Here is a 14,697-nt window from a genome sequence, read left to right as displayed (position 1 = left end):
AATGGTCTAAATGAATTGAGCAAATAAGTCAGAAGTATTGCGTGAGTAAAACATCCAGTTTACCCTGTTAGCATTGTTATTGTTTATCAAAGGAACTGACTATGATGATCAAACCGTACGCCTTGATAGTTACTTTCGCTGCTTCCTTGGCTCTGTTTTCGCTTTCAATCAACGCCAATACTGATAACTTCACCCCCGCATATCACTCATACGTTGCTGCGGTGCAATCAGACCTTGACGAGTCAGAACTTGCGTTAATGGCACAAGATCTCGTTGATCTAAGCGCTACGACGTTTGGTGAACAACATCAAAATACGATTAATCTTATTGTATCTACTGCCAATCATTTTCGTAACGCTAAACAATTTGATGAAGCTTCGAAATGGTACGATAAAGCAATTGGTCTTTACGATAAAACCGGGCAAAAGGACACCGAAGACTATATGCTCTTGCTCACTGATATGCTGTCTAATCGCCAATTGTTTATTTTTATAGACAGAGAAAAAATATCTTCAGATTTACTCCCCTTACTAGAACACTATTTTGATAATGCTGATTCAATCGAGTCTATAGTGACGTCTTTAAGAACATTAATTTCTATCGCAAAAAACGGCGCTTTTAACAATTCGGGAAGAAAGCTTGGTAGGTTGTCATCTCAAATTATTGAAAGAGCCGAGTCAGAATTGCCGGCTACTAACTACACGCTTATTGAAGCCCAATTTATTCATGCTCAAGTACTCAAAGCCACCAAACGTGAAGAAGATGCCATTGAATATTTTGAAAAAGTGGTCAATGTCACTGACAATAGCCTCAACTACACCCACCCTTTTGAGTTGGCCTCCCACGCACAATTAGTTGACCTTTATGAGTCGATAGGTGAATCAGAGGCAGCCACTGAACATTGCTTAGCAATTGGGCGCATGAAGCCTTGGAACGATGAACTAGATCCTGTTCCACTTTACCGAATGAACCCTGAGTATCCGAGCTATGAAGCGCGCAGGGGCAAAGATGGTTCTGTCACAATGCAATTCGATATTAGCCCATTTGGCTTTGTTGAGAATGTAGTTGTTGTAGAATATGAAGGTGGCGCAGGGTTTAAAAGAGAGGCCTTAAATGCATTGGAGAAATGGCGGTACGCTCCTAAGTTTGTCGATGGCAAACCCGTTACCGCCGAGAAACAGATGGTTCAACTAGATTTCACTCTTCAAAAGAGAGAGCCAAAAGGCAAGTTAGATAACATTTGATAGTAGTGCTTGGTAGTTGCAAGAACCCCTCTTTGGCTACTGTTCCCAAGCGTCTTTTAAGTTTTGCAGATAGGTATCTACCATGCCTGTAAACTCAAATTTCACCAAAGGGGCAATCCCCATGCTGAGGAATCCTGGCATTGCTAACCTCAACACCGCTGATGTTGAAAATACAATAGAGGTGCCCTTATCGAGCTCTGTTAGTTCCCATTTGCCGGCGACTAAGGCGTTGCCTTCATCTTTTATCGGCTCCCACACGATGGTTTTTGTCGCTAGGTCGCTGTGATATTCACATGCATAACTTGTTTGAATAGAGTGAAGCCCTACTGCTACTTTTTCGATATCCCATCGATAGGCATTCTCTGTCAGAGGCGTGAGTTTGTGTACGTTTGGAAAATAGGCGGCGGAGGCTGGCACATCAGACAATAACAAAAACACCGTGTCTATATCGGCGTCAACCGTAAAGGCTCTTTCTAAATCAATATTCACTTTGATAGTCATTTTAGCTCCTTAAATAACACGGTAATAACGTTCAATTAGCTAACAAACGCGACGGCGCACCCTAAGTGTCTCTCGTTTAAAATCATCTTGAACTGAAAAGAAATTTTTTTATTGATCCTCATCAATATAGAAAGTTGAAAAAAATAGATAATTAGATTCAGTCTCCTCTTGGACACACATCTTATGTTTATTCCAGAATCAATGTTGAAACAGCTTTATACCCTTGGCAGCTTAAAGCATGCAAAAACCGGATTAAGCTTTTCCCTGAAAAATAGGCTCAGTAGCGCCCATTTCAATGAAATTTTGCATTTAAGTATTAATCAGCAAGCAATTGATAAATCCAATATTAAGGTAGCGCTCAATAGAGGAGCACCCGCTAGGTTAAGTGAATTAGAACAAGCAAAAGGATTTGAATTTCCACTAGGGGCAGTCTTAAATGTCTTTATTGATGGCGATTTTGATATATCGCCACAAAGCGTCAATATTGAAATAGGTATTGCCGCAAAACCATTTGGTAATATTAAATTGTCGCTGGAAGATAAGGTATCGTTGCATAGCGCGGCTGTAGAAGAAATTCCACGCGATAAAGAAAATGATTTCCACCCTGATGCCATTGAGGCCCGCCAAAAATACATTTCTGATACTTGTGGTGTAACACCAGAAAAACTATTTAAGGTAGAGGCTGACTTACCTTCTCTTCAGGGAAATATCGAACACTTTTGCGGCATGGCCCAAGTTCCTGTAGGTATCGCAGGACCGATTAATGTAAACGGCGAGCATGCACAAGGCGAGTTTCTCATTCCTTTAGCCACCACTGAAGGTACATTGGTCGCCTCATACAATAGAGGCATGAAGTTACTGAATAAATCCGGTGGGGTCAAAGCAACGGTAGTAGACGATGTAATGCAGCGTGCCCCTGTTTTTGTCTTTGAAGACGCAAGACAAGCCAGGGACTTCGGTCAATGGGTAAAAGACAATATTGATGACATAAGAACGACTGCACAAGCCACCGACCCTTTTGTAAAATTACGAAATATTGAAGTTTATAATTCCAATAAGTTCACCTTTTTGCGGTTTAACTTTACCACCGGTGATGCTGGCGGACAGAATATGGTTGGACGCGCCACTTACTTTGCCTGTGGCTGGATCATTGAACAATATCCTGGTATCAAAAACTTCTTCCTTGAATCCAATATGGCTACTGATAAAAAGTCATCCTTCATCAATATTTTAAACACACGAGGGAAAAAGGTCATTGCCGAAGCGACAATCAAGCGTGAAGACCTGCTTGAAGTCATGCGTGTAGAGCCTAAACAGGTCGCACAACATCAAAGAGTTGCCTCTGTTGGTGCGTTTTTGGCAGGCGCTAACAATACTGGGCTTCACTCTGCAAATGGCATTACCGCAATGTTTATTGCGACCGGTCAAGATGTCGCGAACGTTGCCGAATCATCAGCTGGTATTCTGTATGCGGAAGTCACCGACGATGGCGATTTGTACCTCTCATTAACCATCCCATCTTTAATCATTGCAACTTGTGGCGGTGGCACGGGGTTAGGTACACAAAAAGAATGTTTAGAAATGTTAGATTGTTTTGGACTCGGTAAAGCGTTGAAGTTTGCCGAAATTGTGGCTTCTGTGGTGCTAGCGGGCGAAATATCCTTAGCATCGGCGATTTCATCGTTAGATTGGGTAACCTCTCATGAAGAGCTTGGCCGCAACTAACGCCCTACAATACTGAGAGTTCAGCTAATAAATAAACGCAAACACCTAACTAAGGTAAATCCACATAAAAGTGTTTAGTTTGCGTTTCCATGAGTTTTAGACGCGCGATTAGTTGATTTTGAGCGCGCTGTTTTACGTTTTTTGGTTTTATACAAACGTTTAATATCATGGTCTGTATGATGATCCATGAGCTCTTCCAATTTTTTACCAATACTGGAGCAGGTTTTAATCTGCTCTAATTGAGGCCAAGTGGCACGCTCCCCTTCTAGCACTAGTTCTTTGATTTCGTCTGAGTTAAGTTGCCCTAGCAGTTTGTCTGGGCTCACAAAAGTAAAGCTAGGCAAAATGTTAATATCGCCTTTGTAGTCTTGGGCCAACACCGAGTAAAACATTTTGATCACCCGCCCAACATCTGGAAGTCCTCGCAGATAACGCCTACTTAACTGCTCACTGCTCTTTAACAGTTCATGTGAGGAAAGACGTATTATATTCTTCGCACTTTGCGGAATGGGCATCTTCTCCTCGCCTTTGAGCATAGCCAGCGCTAGGGGGTTTGCCTGGCTGACGATATAGTGGTTGACACCATAAAGCCTGGCTAAGCGCTTTGCAGGCAAATCATCGGTAACCGCACCGTCTATCCAGCGTCGATTCGGCAAATACGGCTGGCTCTCACCATACACATTTTTTGCCATTAGCATGACCGGCGGAAAAATACTGGGTACCGCGCAAGAGGCCATAACAGCGCTTCGCACATACACATTAGGTGAGGTAATGGCATTCATCAATCTGGACGTTTGGTGCTCTTCAACCGGTGCGATGGTCACACTTATCATCCTACCTGTTTTTTCATAAGCCTCCTGAAATGTCATATCAGGAATGACGCTCTCTAGCGTCAATCTCAATGAGTCAGGATCCAACTTTTTTCGGCCTCGGCGCTTTGTCTCGCCATCTGCGTCGAACTGCAGGGGTTCTAGTAGCTCCTCACTATTGAGTAGCACCTTTAATTCTTCATCATCGTGCGTCCCAACTACCGCGGCAAAAATAGCGCCAGCACTTGAGCCTGAAATTACGCTCGGTAGCGCCTGATGCTCAAACAAAGTCTTGATTACGCCAAGGTGAAAATATCCCACTGACCCAGCGCCGCTGAGCATTAAGGCTGAGCTACCAAAACAGTGCTTAGCGCGGTCAAAAAAGTCCAGTTTATCGGGATAGGTAATTGCAGCACTTTCGGGCAGGTTCGAAATATGCTCCAGTGCATCGACTATTTCGGCAACATACTCTTCGATTAAGCGTTTAGTGCCAAACTTCGCCAATTTGTAAAGCTGCGGTTTGCCCATGCCGCCCTGATTGCCATGAATCCCCTCGTTTAAAGCAAAGAGCAATCCAATATCATCCTTTGCTTTTCTTAGCTCCCTGATGGCATCTATTCTTGCGCGAATATTGACATAATCGTAACTATTCGACTCCTCTTTATGTTTCCACGCCTCAAGACCAGAAATGCTGTCATGTTCAAGTGCTGCCTGCTTCCATTCGGAATAAGACGTAGCTCGCAGCATCTTTTGTTCCAATCGATACAGGCTGAGATTGGAAGGTATCGACAACATAGAAAATATCCTTGCACATAATTAAAGCATCGCTAGTTAGTATAATCATAAAAAGCGGATACTCCAGAAATCAAAGCATAAAAATACGTCTATAAATTTAGGGGAAGGTCCGTCTCTAGTATTTTATGAAAGTAGGTCAATTCACTTTTCTCTCGACCAATGAGAATCATCCCGATCGTGAAACATAATTCTCATGGAGTTTTCTCCACTCGATTCAAACTCTATAATGAACACAGTAAATCTTGCAGAAAACAAAAGTTGCTCCGCATCCAAAAACAGCAAGGGTCCAGTCTCTTCGCCGTCTGCTTTTTTAAAATAGAGGTCTGTACCTCGATTAAAAACCTCAAGTTGCGTTCCAATGCGATCTTCAGGGCCCGAGGTTAATCGATATGTTCCAACGAAACGCTTAGCATCTTTTTCATCAGCCAAACTGGTGGTTCTAATGTGCTTAGGCACTGGCGTCGCCTTATCGCCAAGTAACTCATTAATCAGTATATAATTCTGCATCAATTGTTGCCGATAAGCCGTGTACTCCCAAAATAATGTCCTCGCCGACCCCACCAATAACTGCATTTGAGATTTGAATCTTGGATTGTTGAGAATATAGTCAACATGGGCATCACTTAATCTAGGTTGGAACTTATAATCAACATACCAACTGTGATTATCGGCTAAATAGTATTGGTATCGTCTCGAAATATCTTGTGAATTTTTGGAAAAACTTTCAAAACTATATCGATGATTTGTATTTAACTGCTTAACGAGTTCATCATACCGAGGTGGTAATTTATCTAACATTGACATGAGCTGATTATACCCATTTTCTTTAGGCTTGAAGGATAACCACCATATCGTAACAAACTCGACGCTTCGAGAACCTTCAGTTGGCATCGCTCTTAGGTCCTCTGGTGTTAGGCTATCTTGCCTTAACCAATCTCTCATCGCATCCTTTCGCATATAGTTTTCAACCAGGTCCTGACCATACTGAAGGTCTTGTAAGAAATCATTTTGAATTTTAACCAGAATGGCATCAATTTTTACTTGCTGCTCTCGTTCTTGGTTAGCATTATTAATCCAAAGCGCTATCAAGATACCCACAACAACCAAAAACACTTCACCAAAAGCGTAAGCTAGATAGCGGCTGAATTTACCTTCACTTAGTAACTTTTTTCTTAACTTTCTAAAGAATCTGAACATTAAGTACCGCTTATTTTGTAATTAAACTAATTGATATGATGAGGAATAACAGCAAGCTAGCGCTTCCTGTTATAAATGTCCATTGAAATTCAGAGTTTGCTTTTTTTAAAATTTGGTGTCTTTTGTACTCATTTATTGGAAGTAGAGCAGCCCGTAAGAATTTTCAATTTAAATGATTTGGCATAAATACGCGTAATTTTAAATGGTGTACGACCGTCATTGCCAAAAATTGCCGGTATTACTCAGCGCCGCAGTGAACAAAAAGCCAAAAGCGCTTGTTAGACTGGTCATTAATGCGTACCTTTATCATTGCAACACAACAAGCATCAACTGACCTTAATCATAAGAAAGCTTATACACGCGCCATGTCTAAGATACTAGAAGAAATATTTGAAGATCTGCAACACACACAGCACATGCATGAGTTGATTTCGCTGGATAATTTAACTGCTGACATTAGAGCTTTGCAAACTTGGCAAACCAATCGATTATTACAGACTCATGATGACTTGTGGCAGACGAAACGATTTAAACCAGCGATGCAATTTTTCATTGATGAGATCTATGGGCCAAAGGACTTTAGCCAACGAGATACCGAAATTGCCGGCGTGGTGTCAAAAATAGCCAAGGTTTTACCCGAAAAAGGCGTCGAATCCCTGCAAAATGCATTGCGCCTAAATAGCTTGTCTTTAGAGCTAGATATTACCGTCGTAAAAAAACTAGGGAATAAGCAAGTTAATCGCGACAACTATTTTGATGTATATCGCCAATGCGACAATCAGTTATTACGTGAAGAACAAATTCAGTTAGTAGAAAACCTTGGCTTAAGCTTAGCACAAGTCGTTAAGATAACAGGGATTTCGACCATTTTAATGCTATCTCGAAAGCCAGCACAAATGGCGGGGGTAAAGAATTTGCACGAGATTTTGGAGCGCGGCTTCCATTCCTTTAAAAAGCTCGGTGATGTGCACGATTTTATTGATCCCATTATCGAGCGCGAAAGAGCGCTTATGCATGCCTTATTTAGCGCCAATAGCTCAGAAGAAAACCCCTTACCCCATTAGCTTACTAAGCTGCATACTGCGAGGTATATTAAATCAAGGTCTTGTCTAATATCTGCTGTTTGATCGCTTCGATTTCATCATTGTTTTTGCAATAAGGTTGTAAACTAAAAAATATCGTCATCAATGTTCGATATTCAATGTCGGGGTAGCCTAAAGGGTCTCCCTGCATTTGATAATAGTTTAAGCTTTGAAACAGAATTAAACTGATAATTTCGAGCAACAGGTCAATATCAGCGCTTGTCCCCGAGATAATCCCCTGCTTTTGTTGCAACGATAGAGACTCTCTTAAATATTGACGTTGAAACGTTGCCAATTTTTGTAATTTTTTATTTATGCTCGGGTAATGAATCGAAAGTTCAGCAATATTTTGGAACACAAACCTAAATACATGCATGGTTGCTAAGCACTGAAATAGATACTTATAGAAGTATTCGTGATCTTCAGAGGGGCGCGGTATTGCGTTCATCTTTGCAATATATTGATCAACTAAGGCTTCAACAATCTCATCTTTACCACGGTAGTGATAGTAAAGATTCCCAGGGCTTATATCCAATTCATTAGCAATATCAACGCTACTTATGTTGCGCTCACCCTGCTGATTAAACAAATCGAGACTGATCAATAATATTCTTTCTGCGGTTTTCAAGCTAATACTCTCCAGTCTGCGAGCTTACCATTGAGCATGTCGAATGCTTTTCAATTTTAGTATGCGCTTTCTAATAATATTGGTTATCGTTTAGTGGTCAAGAAGATTAGCAGTCAACGTAATATTATTGGAGAAACTTATGACTAAGGTCAAAAATACAAACAAAACGATTGAAACAGCTGAAGAAGTAGCACGCAAAATATGGCTAGCAGGTTTAGGTGCATATGGTAAAAGTTTTGAAGAAATACAGACCCAATACGAAAAACTTAACGATGGGACGAGTAAGTTTTTTGAGGAGTTGGTGAACAAAGGCGAAAAGCTTGAGGCCGACACGAAAGACAAGCTTAAAAAAGAGCAAGCAACTGTAGAAAAACGTGTTGATGGCCTGCGCAAGGACTTTGGTCTTGATAACTCCGACATAGATAACAAAATCAATGAACTATCAAAGAAAGTAGATGCCTTGACCGTCGCTGTTAGTAAGCTGTCTTCATAGACCATTTAATGTCTTAACACGCATCCAGATAAACATGGTGTAACACAAGATTCTACAGAGGAAACAAATATGTCGACTAAACAGACGCTTGAAAAAATCGCGCGCAATACGTGGTTGGCTGGCTTAGGCTCTATTGAAAGCAGTATAGAAGTGCTGAGTAAGTCAATTGATGCGGCACAGGAAAAATCAAATCATCTTTACAGTGAATTCTTAACGCGTGGCGAAGAAATTCAAGGGAAAATCAGTAAAGCAACGAACGATATGGAAGCGAGAAGCAAACAACTCTTTGGGATGGAAGGTAAACATTCACAAAAAGAAAAGCTGGCGACCTTAGACGCTAAAGTAGAACAGTTAACGGTACTTGTTGATAAACTACTTGAGGAGAAAAAAGCCAAGAGCGCAGCGAATAAAGCCGCACCAAAAGAAGCTAGCAAAGCGAAACCTAGAGCGGCATCAAAAACCGTTACCAAAGCTGCCACTAAGGCAACATCGGCGACAAAGACGAGAAATACAGCGGTGAAAGCTACATCTAAGGTAAGTAAAGCAACGTCAAAAACCGAAGCGGCAAAGAAATAGCGGCGTTTACTTCAGCTTTTTAGCTTCCTTCATTGAATCTTTCAAGAATAAAGCGCCTTTAATATCGTCTATTGCAGATTCAATATGATCAGCAAGGATATTGAGGTCGGGGATGGTATCTCTACAAGCCAGTAATCCAAAGTTGATGCTGTCCCCATAACTTACAACTGTGATATTCAGTGCCTGCCCATCGATTAACACAGACAAAGGGTAAGTGGCTTTGAGCTTCGCTTGACCAAAATACAGTGGCTTACGTGGCCCTGGCACATTGGATATAACAAGGTTTGCCGCAGGTGGCATCATGCGAGAAATATTCAATTGATTTAGCACCGCCACCAATCCTTGAGCCAAGAAAGCAAAATTAGTGGCTGCGGAGGCTGAGACATCAACAAGTTCCTTTTTAGCATCCTTAGTGGATTTACTGATGGTATCAATACGTGTCATCGTATCAGGCTCATCGGTTGCTAAATTTGCCATCACGTAGGTGATTTGATTACCTGGCCCACTTTCGTGCCTGACCGACACCGGCACAGACGCAATCAGCGAGCGCTTGGGTAACTCCTGTTTATACATCATATATTTGCGTAAAGCACTTGAGCACAGCGTGAGGACGATATCGTTAACGGTGGCTTTTGCCTGCTTACCTAGTGCTTCAACTTCTTTAAGACACACAGACTTGACTACAAAGCTTCGGGTGCTGTTGATAGGCACGTTAAACATTGAGTGTGGTGCGCTAAATGGAACCGGCGAGGTATTTTTATCAAAACCGATCGTTTTTAAATACTGTCCAAACAACATTTTTGAAAGATCTTGCACCATCTTAGAATTGCTAAACATCTCATCAAAGAGTTTTGCCGGGGCGTCAAACATACCTGAAGAGACATGTGAGGGTTTATCGTGATGATCGGGCATACACGCCCAAGGTGCTTTTACCTCATCGCCCGCGCATAAATTAAACCAATTTTTCATTAACTCCATCCCACCCATGCCATCTATAGCAGCGTGGTGCATCTTGAGGTACATAGCAAACTGCTGATCCTCCAATCCCTCAATGAGATAAAACTCCCAAAGCGGGCGAGTACGGTCTAATAGTTGGCTGTGCAGACGCGATGTTAACTCGAGTAAGTCTTCTAACTTGCCTGGCTTTGGCAGTGCAACGTGTCGCACGTGGTAGTTGATATCAAAGCGTTGATCTGTAATCCATGAAGGTAATGCCGTAGTGTGTACCGAACTTAACTTCTGATTAAAGGGAGGATTTGCCGGCTGGCTCTGCAGCTTTACCATCAAATCAAGAGGATAATTTCCTTTATAGTGCTTTGGGATCTCAAGGATGGTGAGGCTGGCGACATTGATAGGCGTGCTTGGCTTTTCTAAGGATAAAAAGGCAAGATCCAGCGCATTTAGTTTGTTCGACATACTCATCCTCTTAACAAACCATGATTTCCATGTCTCAGTTTAGGCGACTCTTACTAGGTTTTTCAATGTTATTTATGACATCTTGAGCAATTAAAGCCTTTACCATAACACGTAAGGACGCGAATAATCGCCCTCACCTTACTAAACAACATCGATAGACCCGTGTAACTCTGATTGTCATTTGTTGCGCAACAGCGTTAATATGAAAGTTTACCGAATGAATCGGACGATAAAATTTGGATATAACCATATTGCTTGTGCTGGTGGGACTGTTATCCATTGGCTGTCAGTTTGTTGCACATAAAGTTAAGCTTCCCGCAATTTTATTTCTTCTGCTTACAGGGATTGTACTTGGCCCAGTGAGCCAAACGTTCACAGCCGATGAATTATTCGGTGACTTATTGTTCCCTGTTGTGTCGCTGTCAGTGGCGATCATTTTGTTTGAAGGTGCGCTAACCCTCAAGATTTCAGATATTAGCGGCCACGGCAAAATGGTTCGTAACCTTTGTACGATAGGTGTATTGATAACATGGTTGGTAGTCACACCTTTCGCTTATTATTTTCTAGATATTCCTTTGGGTCTAGCGGCCCTACTTGGTGCAATCGTCACAGTTACAGGACCAACTGTCATTGTGCCAATGCTTCGTGCTGTTAGACCATCCGCAAAGTTGGGTAATATCCTGCGCTGGGAGGGCGTGATAATTGACCCCATCGGCGCACTGCTTGCTGTTCTGGTGTTTGAATATATATCGGCCCAGCAAGATGCCTTTAGTCACACTGTACTGGCATTTGGGCAAACCGTTCTCTCAGGATTAGTATTGGGAATTGTAACTGGATATCTTCTTGGTTTAGCATTGCGCAAGCATATTATTCCGCATTATCTACAGAATGCTGCAACGCTGACGATTGTGTTGGCCGCGTTTGCATTTTCTAACGCGCTCGCCCATGAATCGGGGTTACTCACCGTAACGGTAGCGGGCATGATCTTAGCGAATATGAAAAATGTTGATATTTCAGATATCTTAGAGTTTAAAGAAACGCTTAGCGTCTTGCTTATTTCTGGGTTGTTTATCTTATTGGCAACACGCATGGACTTTGATGCCATTTTAGGCGTGGGAACAGGCGCTATTATCGTTATCCTCGCAACCATGTTTGTTGCCCGCCCTCTCTCAGTATTTGTGTCTGGTATTAATATCGACCTAAGCATGAAAGACAAATTACTCCTGAGCTGGATTGCGCCAAGAGGCATAGTCGCAGCTGCCGTGAGTGCTCTGTTTGCATTAAAGCTTGAGGCAGACAACTACCCGCAAGCCGAAATTCTGGTTCCTATGGTGTTTTTGCTGATCATCTCAACGGTTGTTTTACAAAGCCTAACGTCAGCCAAGATAGCCAGCGCTCTTGGCTTACAGTCTCCAGAGCCCAATGGCTTATTCCTATTTGGCGCCAATCAGTTTGCCAGGCTGATCGCAAGTGAACTTCAAAATCAAAATATCCCCTGTATCGTTGCTGATACAAATTGGGATTTGGTGCGTGAAGCGCGGATGAAAAATATTGATACTTACTTTGGTAACCCGATGTCAGAGCACGCTCAGCGTCACCTTAACCTGAGTATGATCCAGTCTGTGCTGGTTATTTCCCCCTATCGTCAGCTCAATCCTCTGGTTCTTATGCATTTTGAAGATTTATTAGGTAAAGATGCGAGGGTTCTTGGCCTTCATACTAAAGAAAGTGAAGGCATGACAAGTCACCAAATCTCTGAGGCATATGCGAAAAAGCTAACGCTTTTCAACAGCAATGCTACTTATAGCTACCTGGCAAATGCGGTGAACAAAGGTGCGGTCGTCAAAACGACTACGATCACTGATGCGTTCTCCTATGAGGACTATCTTCAAGAGTATAATAATGAGCTACTTCCTTTGTTTTATTTAGACAAGGGCAAGATTGGTGTATTTACATCAGAAGATACATTTTCACCAAAAAGTGGGATAAAAATCATAAGCTTAGTATTAAATCCGGCACCAAAAGAAGACAGGCCTGACGAATAATCAGGCTCTGACTCATTATCAATATCAATATCAATTTTGCTCAGTATAAAAACGAGCTCATTTTATGTTTATAAAAAACGTCAGCCCCTAAACGGGCAAACGCATCAGCCTTCGCTGAACAACCGTTACCCGCCAAGTCATGAGTATTGCAGCTGCACTAAGACCGGTGATAAAGCCAATCCAAAAGCCTTTGGCCGACATCGCAGGCACGAGTATATCGGTTAAACCGAGGATAATACCTGTTGGAAACCCTATTCCCCAATAACAAAACACGCTAATAACGAGCATCGCGCGGGTGTCTTTGTATCCTCTAAGCGCATTTGCAGATACCACTTGTATCGCATCTGAGAACTGAAACACAGCGGCAAATAAGAGTAATGATGCTGCATATTCTATGACCTCAGTCTCATTAGAATACATGCTAGCAATCATCTCATTGCCTAAAATGGTGCCCGTCGCTGTGATCGTGACAGTGCTTACCGCCAAAACAAGCGCTGATAGATACGCAGTTTTTGCAACTGGCGTGCGCTGCTCACCAATGATATGGCCTATACGGATTGCCACTGCCAAGCCAATACTAAGGGGGATCATAAAAATCAATGAGGAGAAGTTCAGCGCCACCTGATGAGAGGCAACGGTGAGCGCCCCCGAAGGTGCTAACATAATGGCGACAACCGCAAATAAACTGACTTCGGCTAAAAACGTCAGCGCAATAGGTACGCCCTGCTTGGCAACCGCAAACATCATGGCAAAATCGGGGTTGATCCACGACTGGTACAACTTATATTCTTTCAGCCATTGAGCAAATACCGTATAAATCCACGTTGCAAAAGCCATAACGTAGAACACCAACATCGTTGCAAAGCCGCAACCGGCACCGCCCATCTCTTCAAAACCAAACAAACCATTAATAAAGATGTAGTTGGCCGGAATGTTGACCAACAATCCAGTAAACATGATCACCATTGTGGGGCGAGTTTTAGATAAGCCTTCGCAGTAATTACGCAGAGTTTGATAAATCGCAAACGCAGGCGCACTCATTAGCACGTAACCTACGTACTCTAGCGTTTCATTGCGCATACGCTCATCCATCTCTAGCAATCCCAAAAGGTTTGGCATCAGCAAAATAGAGAACATGATCATCACCGCAATGGTCATCGACAAATAAAAGGTTTGCCATACCGGATGGGCGACCTGATGCGCTTGATGACCGCCGTGGAATCGGGCAATGATCGGTGATAAGGCTAAACATATCCCTTGCAAGAAGATAAGAATGGGCATGATAACTGAGTGACCAATGGCCACAGATGCCATGTCTACCGAATCGTAGCGGCCTGCCATGATGGTGTCAGATACCCCCATAAGGGTTTGCATGAGTTGCGCTAGCAGTAAAGGCCACGCTATTTTTGTAAGTAAGCCAAACTCGCGTTTAAAGTCATTCATACAGAGGCGTTTCGTGATGAAGTTTTCACAGAATGTTGGACCTGTGCGTTAAGCTGTTGCAATTCATCATCACGCAGTTTGCGATATTGACCGACTTTGAGATTACCCAAGCGGATGTGCATAATGCTGTTGCGAATCAGCCGCGTAACATCATAGCCCAAATACTCGCACATGCGCCTGATCTGGCGATTGAGTCCTTGCGTCAATACAATATCAAAGCTCATTTTGCCGACTTGTTTAACCTCGCACGGCAGTGTTACCGTGTTAAGGATGGGTACGCCTTCGCTCATTTTTTTCAAAAACGCAGGCGTAATGGGTTTGTTTACATTGACCCGGTAACGCTTTTCATGTGCATTTTCAGCGCGCAAGATTTTGTTAACGATGTCGCCATCATTGGTCAATAAAATCAGCCCTTCGGAAGGTTTATCTAAGCGTCCGATAGGGAAAATACGTTGATGATAACCAATCGCATCGATGATATTGCCCTTGATCTTGCGCTCAGTCGTGCAGGTAATACCCACCGGTTTGTGATAGGCCAAATAGACTCGATCGCTTTTATTTTCAGGCACTGCACTAATCACTTTGCCATCTACGCTTACCTTATCAGCGTCACCAATTTTGGTGCCTAGCTCTGGTTTTTCACCGTTCACCTTAACGCGCCCTTGCTCAATAAGCTTGTCGGCCTCGCGACGGGAGCAAAATCCGGTATCGCTGATATATTTATTCAGTCTTTTCACTGCATG

Annotated in this window: 13 protein-coding genes and 1 pseudogene; 7 read left to right on the top strand and 7 right to left on the bottom strand. The window is 42.6% G+C overall.

Features of this window, described 5'->3' with window-relative positions; genetic code table 11:
* Positions 1-101: 101 nt before the first annotated feature.
* On the top strand, positions 102-1,244 hold the full coding sequence (locus tag KJ365_RS01450) for a TonB family protein (RefSeq protein WP_214449831.1): 1,143 nt from the start codon (positions 102-104) through the stop codon (positions 1,242-1,244).
* A gap of 36 nt (positions 1,245-1,280) precedes the next feature.
* Here KJ365_RS01450 and KJ365_RS01445 read toward each other — a convergent pair whose 3' ends face one another.
* On the bottom strand, positions 1,281-1,745 hold the full coding sequence (locus tag KJ365_RS01445) for an SRPBCC family protein (RefSeq protein WP_214449830.1): 465 nt from the start codon (positions 1,743-1,745) through the stop codon (positions 1,281-1,283).
* A 183-nt stretch (positions 1,746-1,928) separates the two neighbouring features.
* On the opposite strand from KJ365_RS01445, the pseudogene KJ365_RS17080 reads away from it, so the two are divergent.
* Positions 1,929-2,282, top strand: a pseudogene (locus KJ365_RS17080) (hydroxymethylglutaryl-CoA reductase); the annotation flags it as partial.
* Positions 2,283-2,294: 12 nt separating this feature from the next.
* Positions 2,295-3,470 carry a hydroxymethylglutaryl-CoA reductase gene (locus KJ365_RS01440; protein WP_502793477.1) on the top strand — a complete coding sequence of 392 codons (1,176 nt, stop codon included), beginning with the start codon at positions 2,295-2,297 and terminating at the stop codon, positions 3,468-3,470.
* A 74-nt stretch (positions 3,471-3,544) separates the two neighbouring features.
* Here KJ365_RS01440 and KJ365_RS01435 read toward each other — a convergent pair whose 3' ends face one another.
* Both KJ365_RS01435 and KJ365_RS01430 read right to left on the bottom strand, forming a co-directional pair.
* Positions 3,545-5,074, bottom strand: a complete 1,530-nt coding sequence (locus KJ365_RS01435; protein WP_214449828.1) for a DUF3336 domain-containing protein — start codon at positions 5,072-5,074, stop codon at positions 3,545-3,547.
* A gap of 141 nt (positions 5,075-5,215) precedes the next feature.
* The gene (locus KJ365_RS01430) at positions 5,216-6,271 is read right to left on the bottom strand and encodes a hypothetical protein (protein WP_214449827.1); all 1,056 of its coding nucleotides are present in this window, start codon (positions 6,269-6,271) and stop codon (positions 5,216-5,218) included.
* Between the two features lie 293 nt (positions 6,272-6,564).
* Here KJ365_RS01430 and KJ365_RS01425 point away from each other — a divergent pair, with 293 nt between their 5' ends.
* Positions 6,565-7,335 carry an FFLEELY motif protein gene (locus tag KJ365_RS01425; RefSeq protein WP_250883970.1) on the top strand — a complete coding sequence of 257 codons (771 nt, stop codon included), beginning with the start codon at positions 6,565-6,567 and terminating at the stop codon, positions 7,333-7,335.
* Positions 7,336-7,363: 28 nt separating this feature from the next.
* Here the strand turns inward: KJ365_RS01425 and KJ365_RS01420 are convergent, their stop codons facing one another.
* Positions 7,364-7,981 (bottom strand): TetR/AcrR family transcriptional regulator, encoded by a 618-nt coding sequence (locus KJ365_RS01420; protein WP_214449826.1) that lies wholly within the window; start codon positions 7,979-7,981, stop codon positions 7,364-7,366.
* Between the two features lie 139 nt (positions 7,982-8,120).
* Here KJ365_RS01420 and KJ365_RS01415 point away from each other — a divergent pair, with 139 nt between their 5' ends.
* Positions 8,121-8,474, top strand: coding sequence for a phasin-related domain-containing protein (locus KJ365_RS01415; protein ID WP_214449825.1), 354 nt, complete (start codon positions 8,121-8,123; stop codon positions 8,472-8,474).
* Positions 8,475-8,543: 69 nt separating this feature from the next.
* Positions 8,544-9,050 (top strand): hypothetical protein, encoded by a 507-nt coding sequence (locus KJ365_RS01410; RefSeq protein ID WP_214449824.1) that lies wholly within the window; start codon positions 8,544-8,546, stop codon positions 9,048-9,050.
* 6 nt (positions 9,051-9,056) lie between these two features.
* On the opposite strand, the gene KJ365_RS01405 is transcribed toward KJ365_RS01410, so the two are convergent.
* Positions 9,057-10,466 (bottom strand): WS/DGAT/MGAT family O-acyltransferase, encoded by a 1,410-nt coding sequence (locus KJ365_RS01405; RefSeq protein WP_214449823.1) that lies wholly within the window; start codon positions 10,464-10,466, stop codon positions 9,057-9,059.
* Between the two features lie 236 nt (positions 10,467-10,702).
* On the opposite strand from KJ365_RS01405, the gene KJ365_RS01400 reads away from it, so the two are divergent.
* Positions 10,703-12,511: a cation:proton antiporter gene (locus tag KJ365_RS01400; protein WP_250883969.1), complete on the top strand. Its 1,809-nt coding sequence runs from the start codon at positions 10,703-10,705 to the stop codon at positions 12,509-12,511.
* A gap of 87 nt (positions 12,512-12,598) precedes the next feature.
* Here the strand turns inward: KJ365_RS01400 and KJ365_RS01395 are convergent, their stop codons facing one another.
* Positions 12,599-13,954 (bottom strand): MATE family efflux transporter, encoded by a 1,356-nt coding sequence (locus KJ365_RS01395; protein WP_214449822.1) that lies wholly within the window; start codon positions 13,952-13,954, stop codon positions 12,599-12,601.
* Positions 13,951-14,691 carry a pseudouridine synthase gene (locus KJ365_RS01390; RefSeq protein ID WP_214449821.1) on the bottom strand — a complete coding sequence of 247 codons (741 nt, stop codon included), beginning with the start codon at positions 14,689-14,691 and terminating at the stop codon, positions 13,951-13,953. The genes KJ365_RS01395 and KJ365_RS01390 overlap by 4 nt, the downstream gene beginning before the upstream one ends.
* Between the last annotated feature and the right edge of the window lie 6 nt (positions 14,692-14,697).

This window comes from Glaciecola sp. XM2 (assembly GCF_018595715.1).
In the GTDB taxonomy this organism is placed as follows: domain Bacteria; phylum Pseudomonadota; class Gammaproteobacteria; order Enterobacterales; family Alteromonadaceae; genus Glaciecola.
Note: the sequence above shows the minus strand (reverse complement) of the source record. Positions and strands in the feature narration are given on the sequence as shown.

What these genes read in the sequence shown, in the direction of transcription:
- KJ365_RS01450 (WP_214449831.1), top strand. Translation starts at nt 102, where the DNA reads ATGATGATCAAACCGTACGCCTTGATAGTTACTTTCGCTGCTTCCTTG.
- KJ365_RS01445 (WP_214449830.1), bottom strand. Translation starts at nt 1,745, where the DNA reads ATGACTATCAAAGTGAATATTGATTTAGAAAGAGCCTTTACGGTTGAC.
- KJ365_RS01435 (WP_214449828.1), bottom strand. Translation starts at nt 5,074, where the DNA reads ATGTTGTCGATACCTTCCAATCTCAGCCTGTATCGATTGGAACAAAAG.
- KJ365_RS01430 (WP_214449827.1), bottom strand. Translation starts at nt 6,271, where the DNA reads ATGTTCAGATTCTTTAGAAAGTTAAGAAAAAAGTTACTAAGTGAAGGT.
- KJ365_RS01425 (WP_250883970.1), top strand. Translation starts at nt 6,565, where the DNA reads ATGCGTACCTTTATCATTGCAACACAACAAGCATCAACTGACCTTAAT.
- KJ365_RS01415 (WP_214449825.1), top strand. Translation starts at nt 8,121, where the DNA reads ATGACTAAGGTCAAAAATACAAACAAAACGATTGAAACAGCTGAAGAA.
- KJ365_RS01410 (WP_214449824.1), top strand. Translation starts at nt 8,544, where the DNA reads ATGTCGACTAAACAGACGCTTGAAAAAATCGCGCGCAATACGTGGTTG.
- KJ365_RS01405 (WP_214449823.1), bottom strand. Translation starts at nt 10,466, where the DNA reads ATGTCGAACAAACTAAATGCGCTGGATCTTGCCTTTTTATCCTTAGAA.
- KJ365_RS01395 (WP_214449822.1), bottom strand. Translation starts at nt 13,954, where the DNA reads ATGAATGACTTTAAACGCGAGTTTGGCTTACTTACAAAAATAGCGTGG.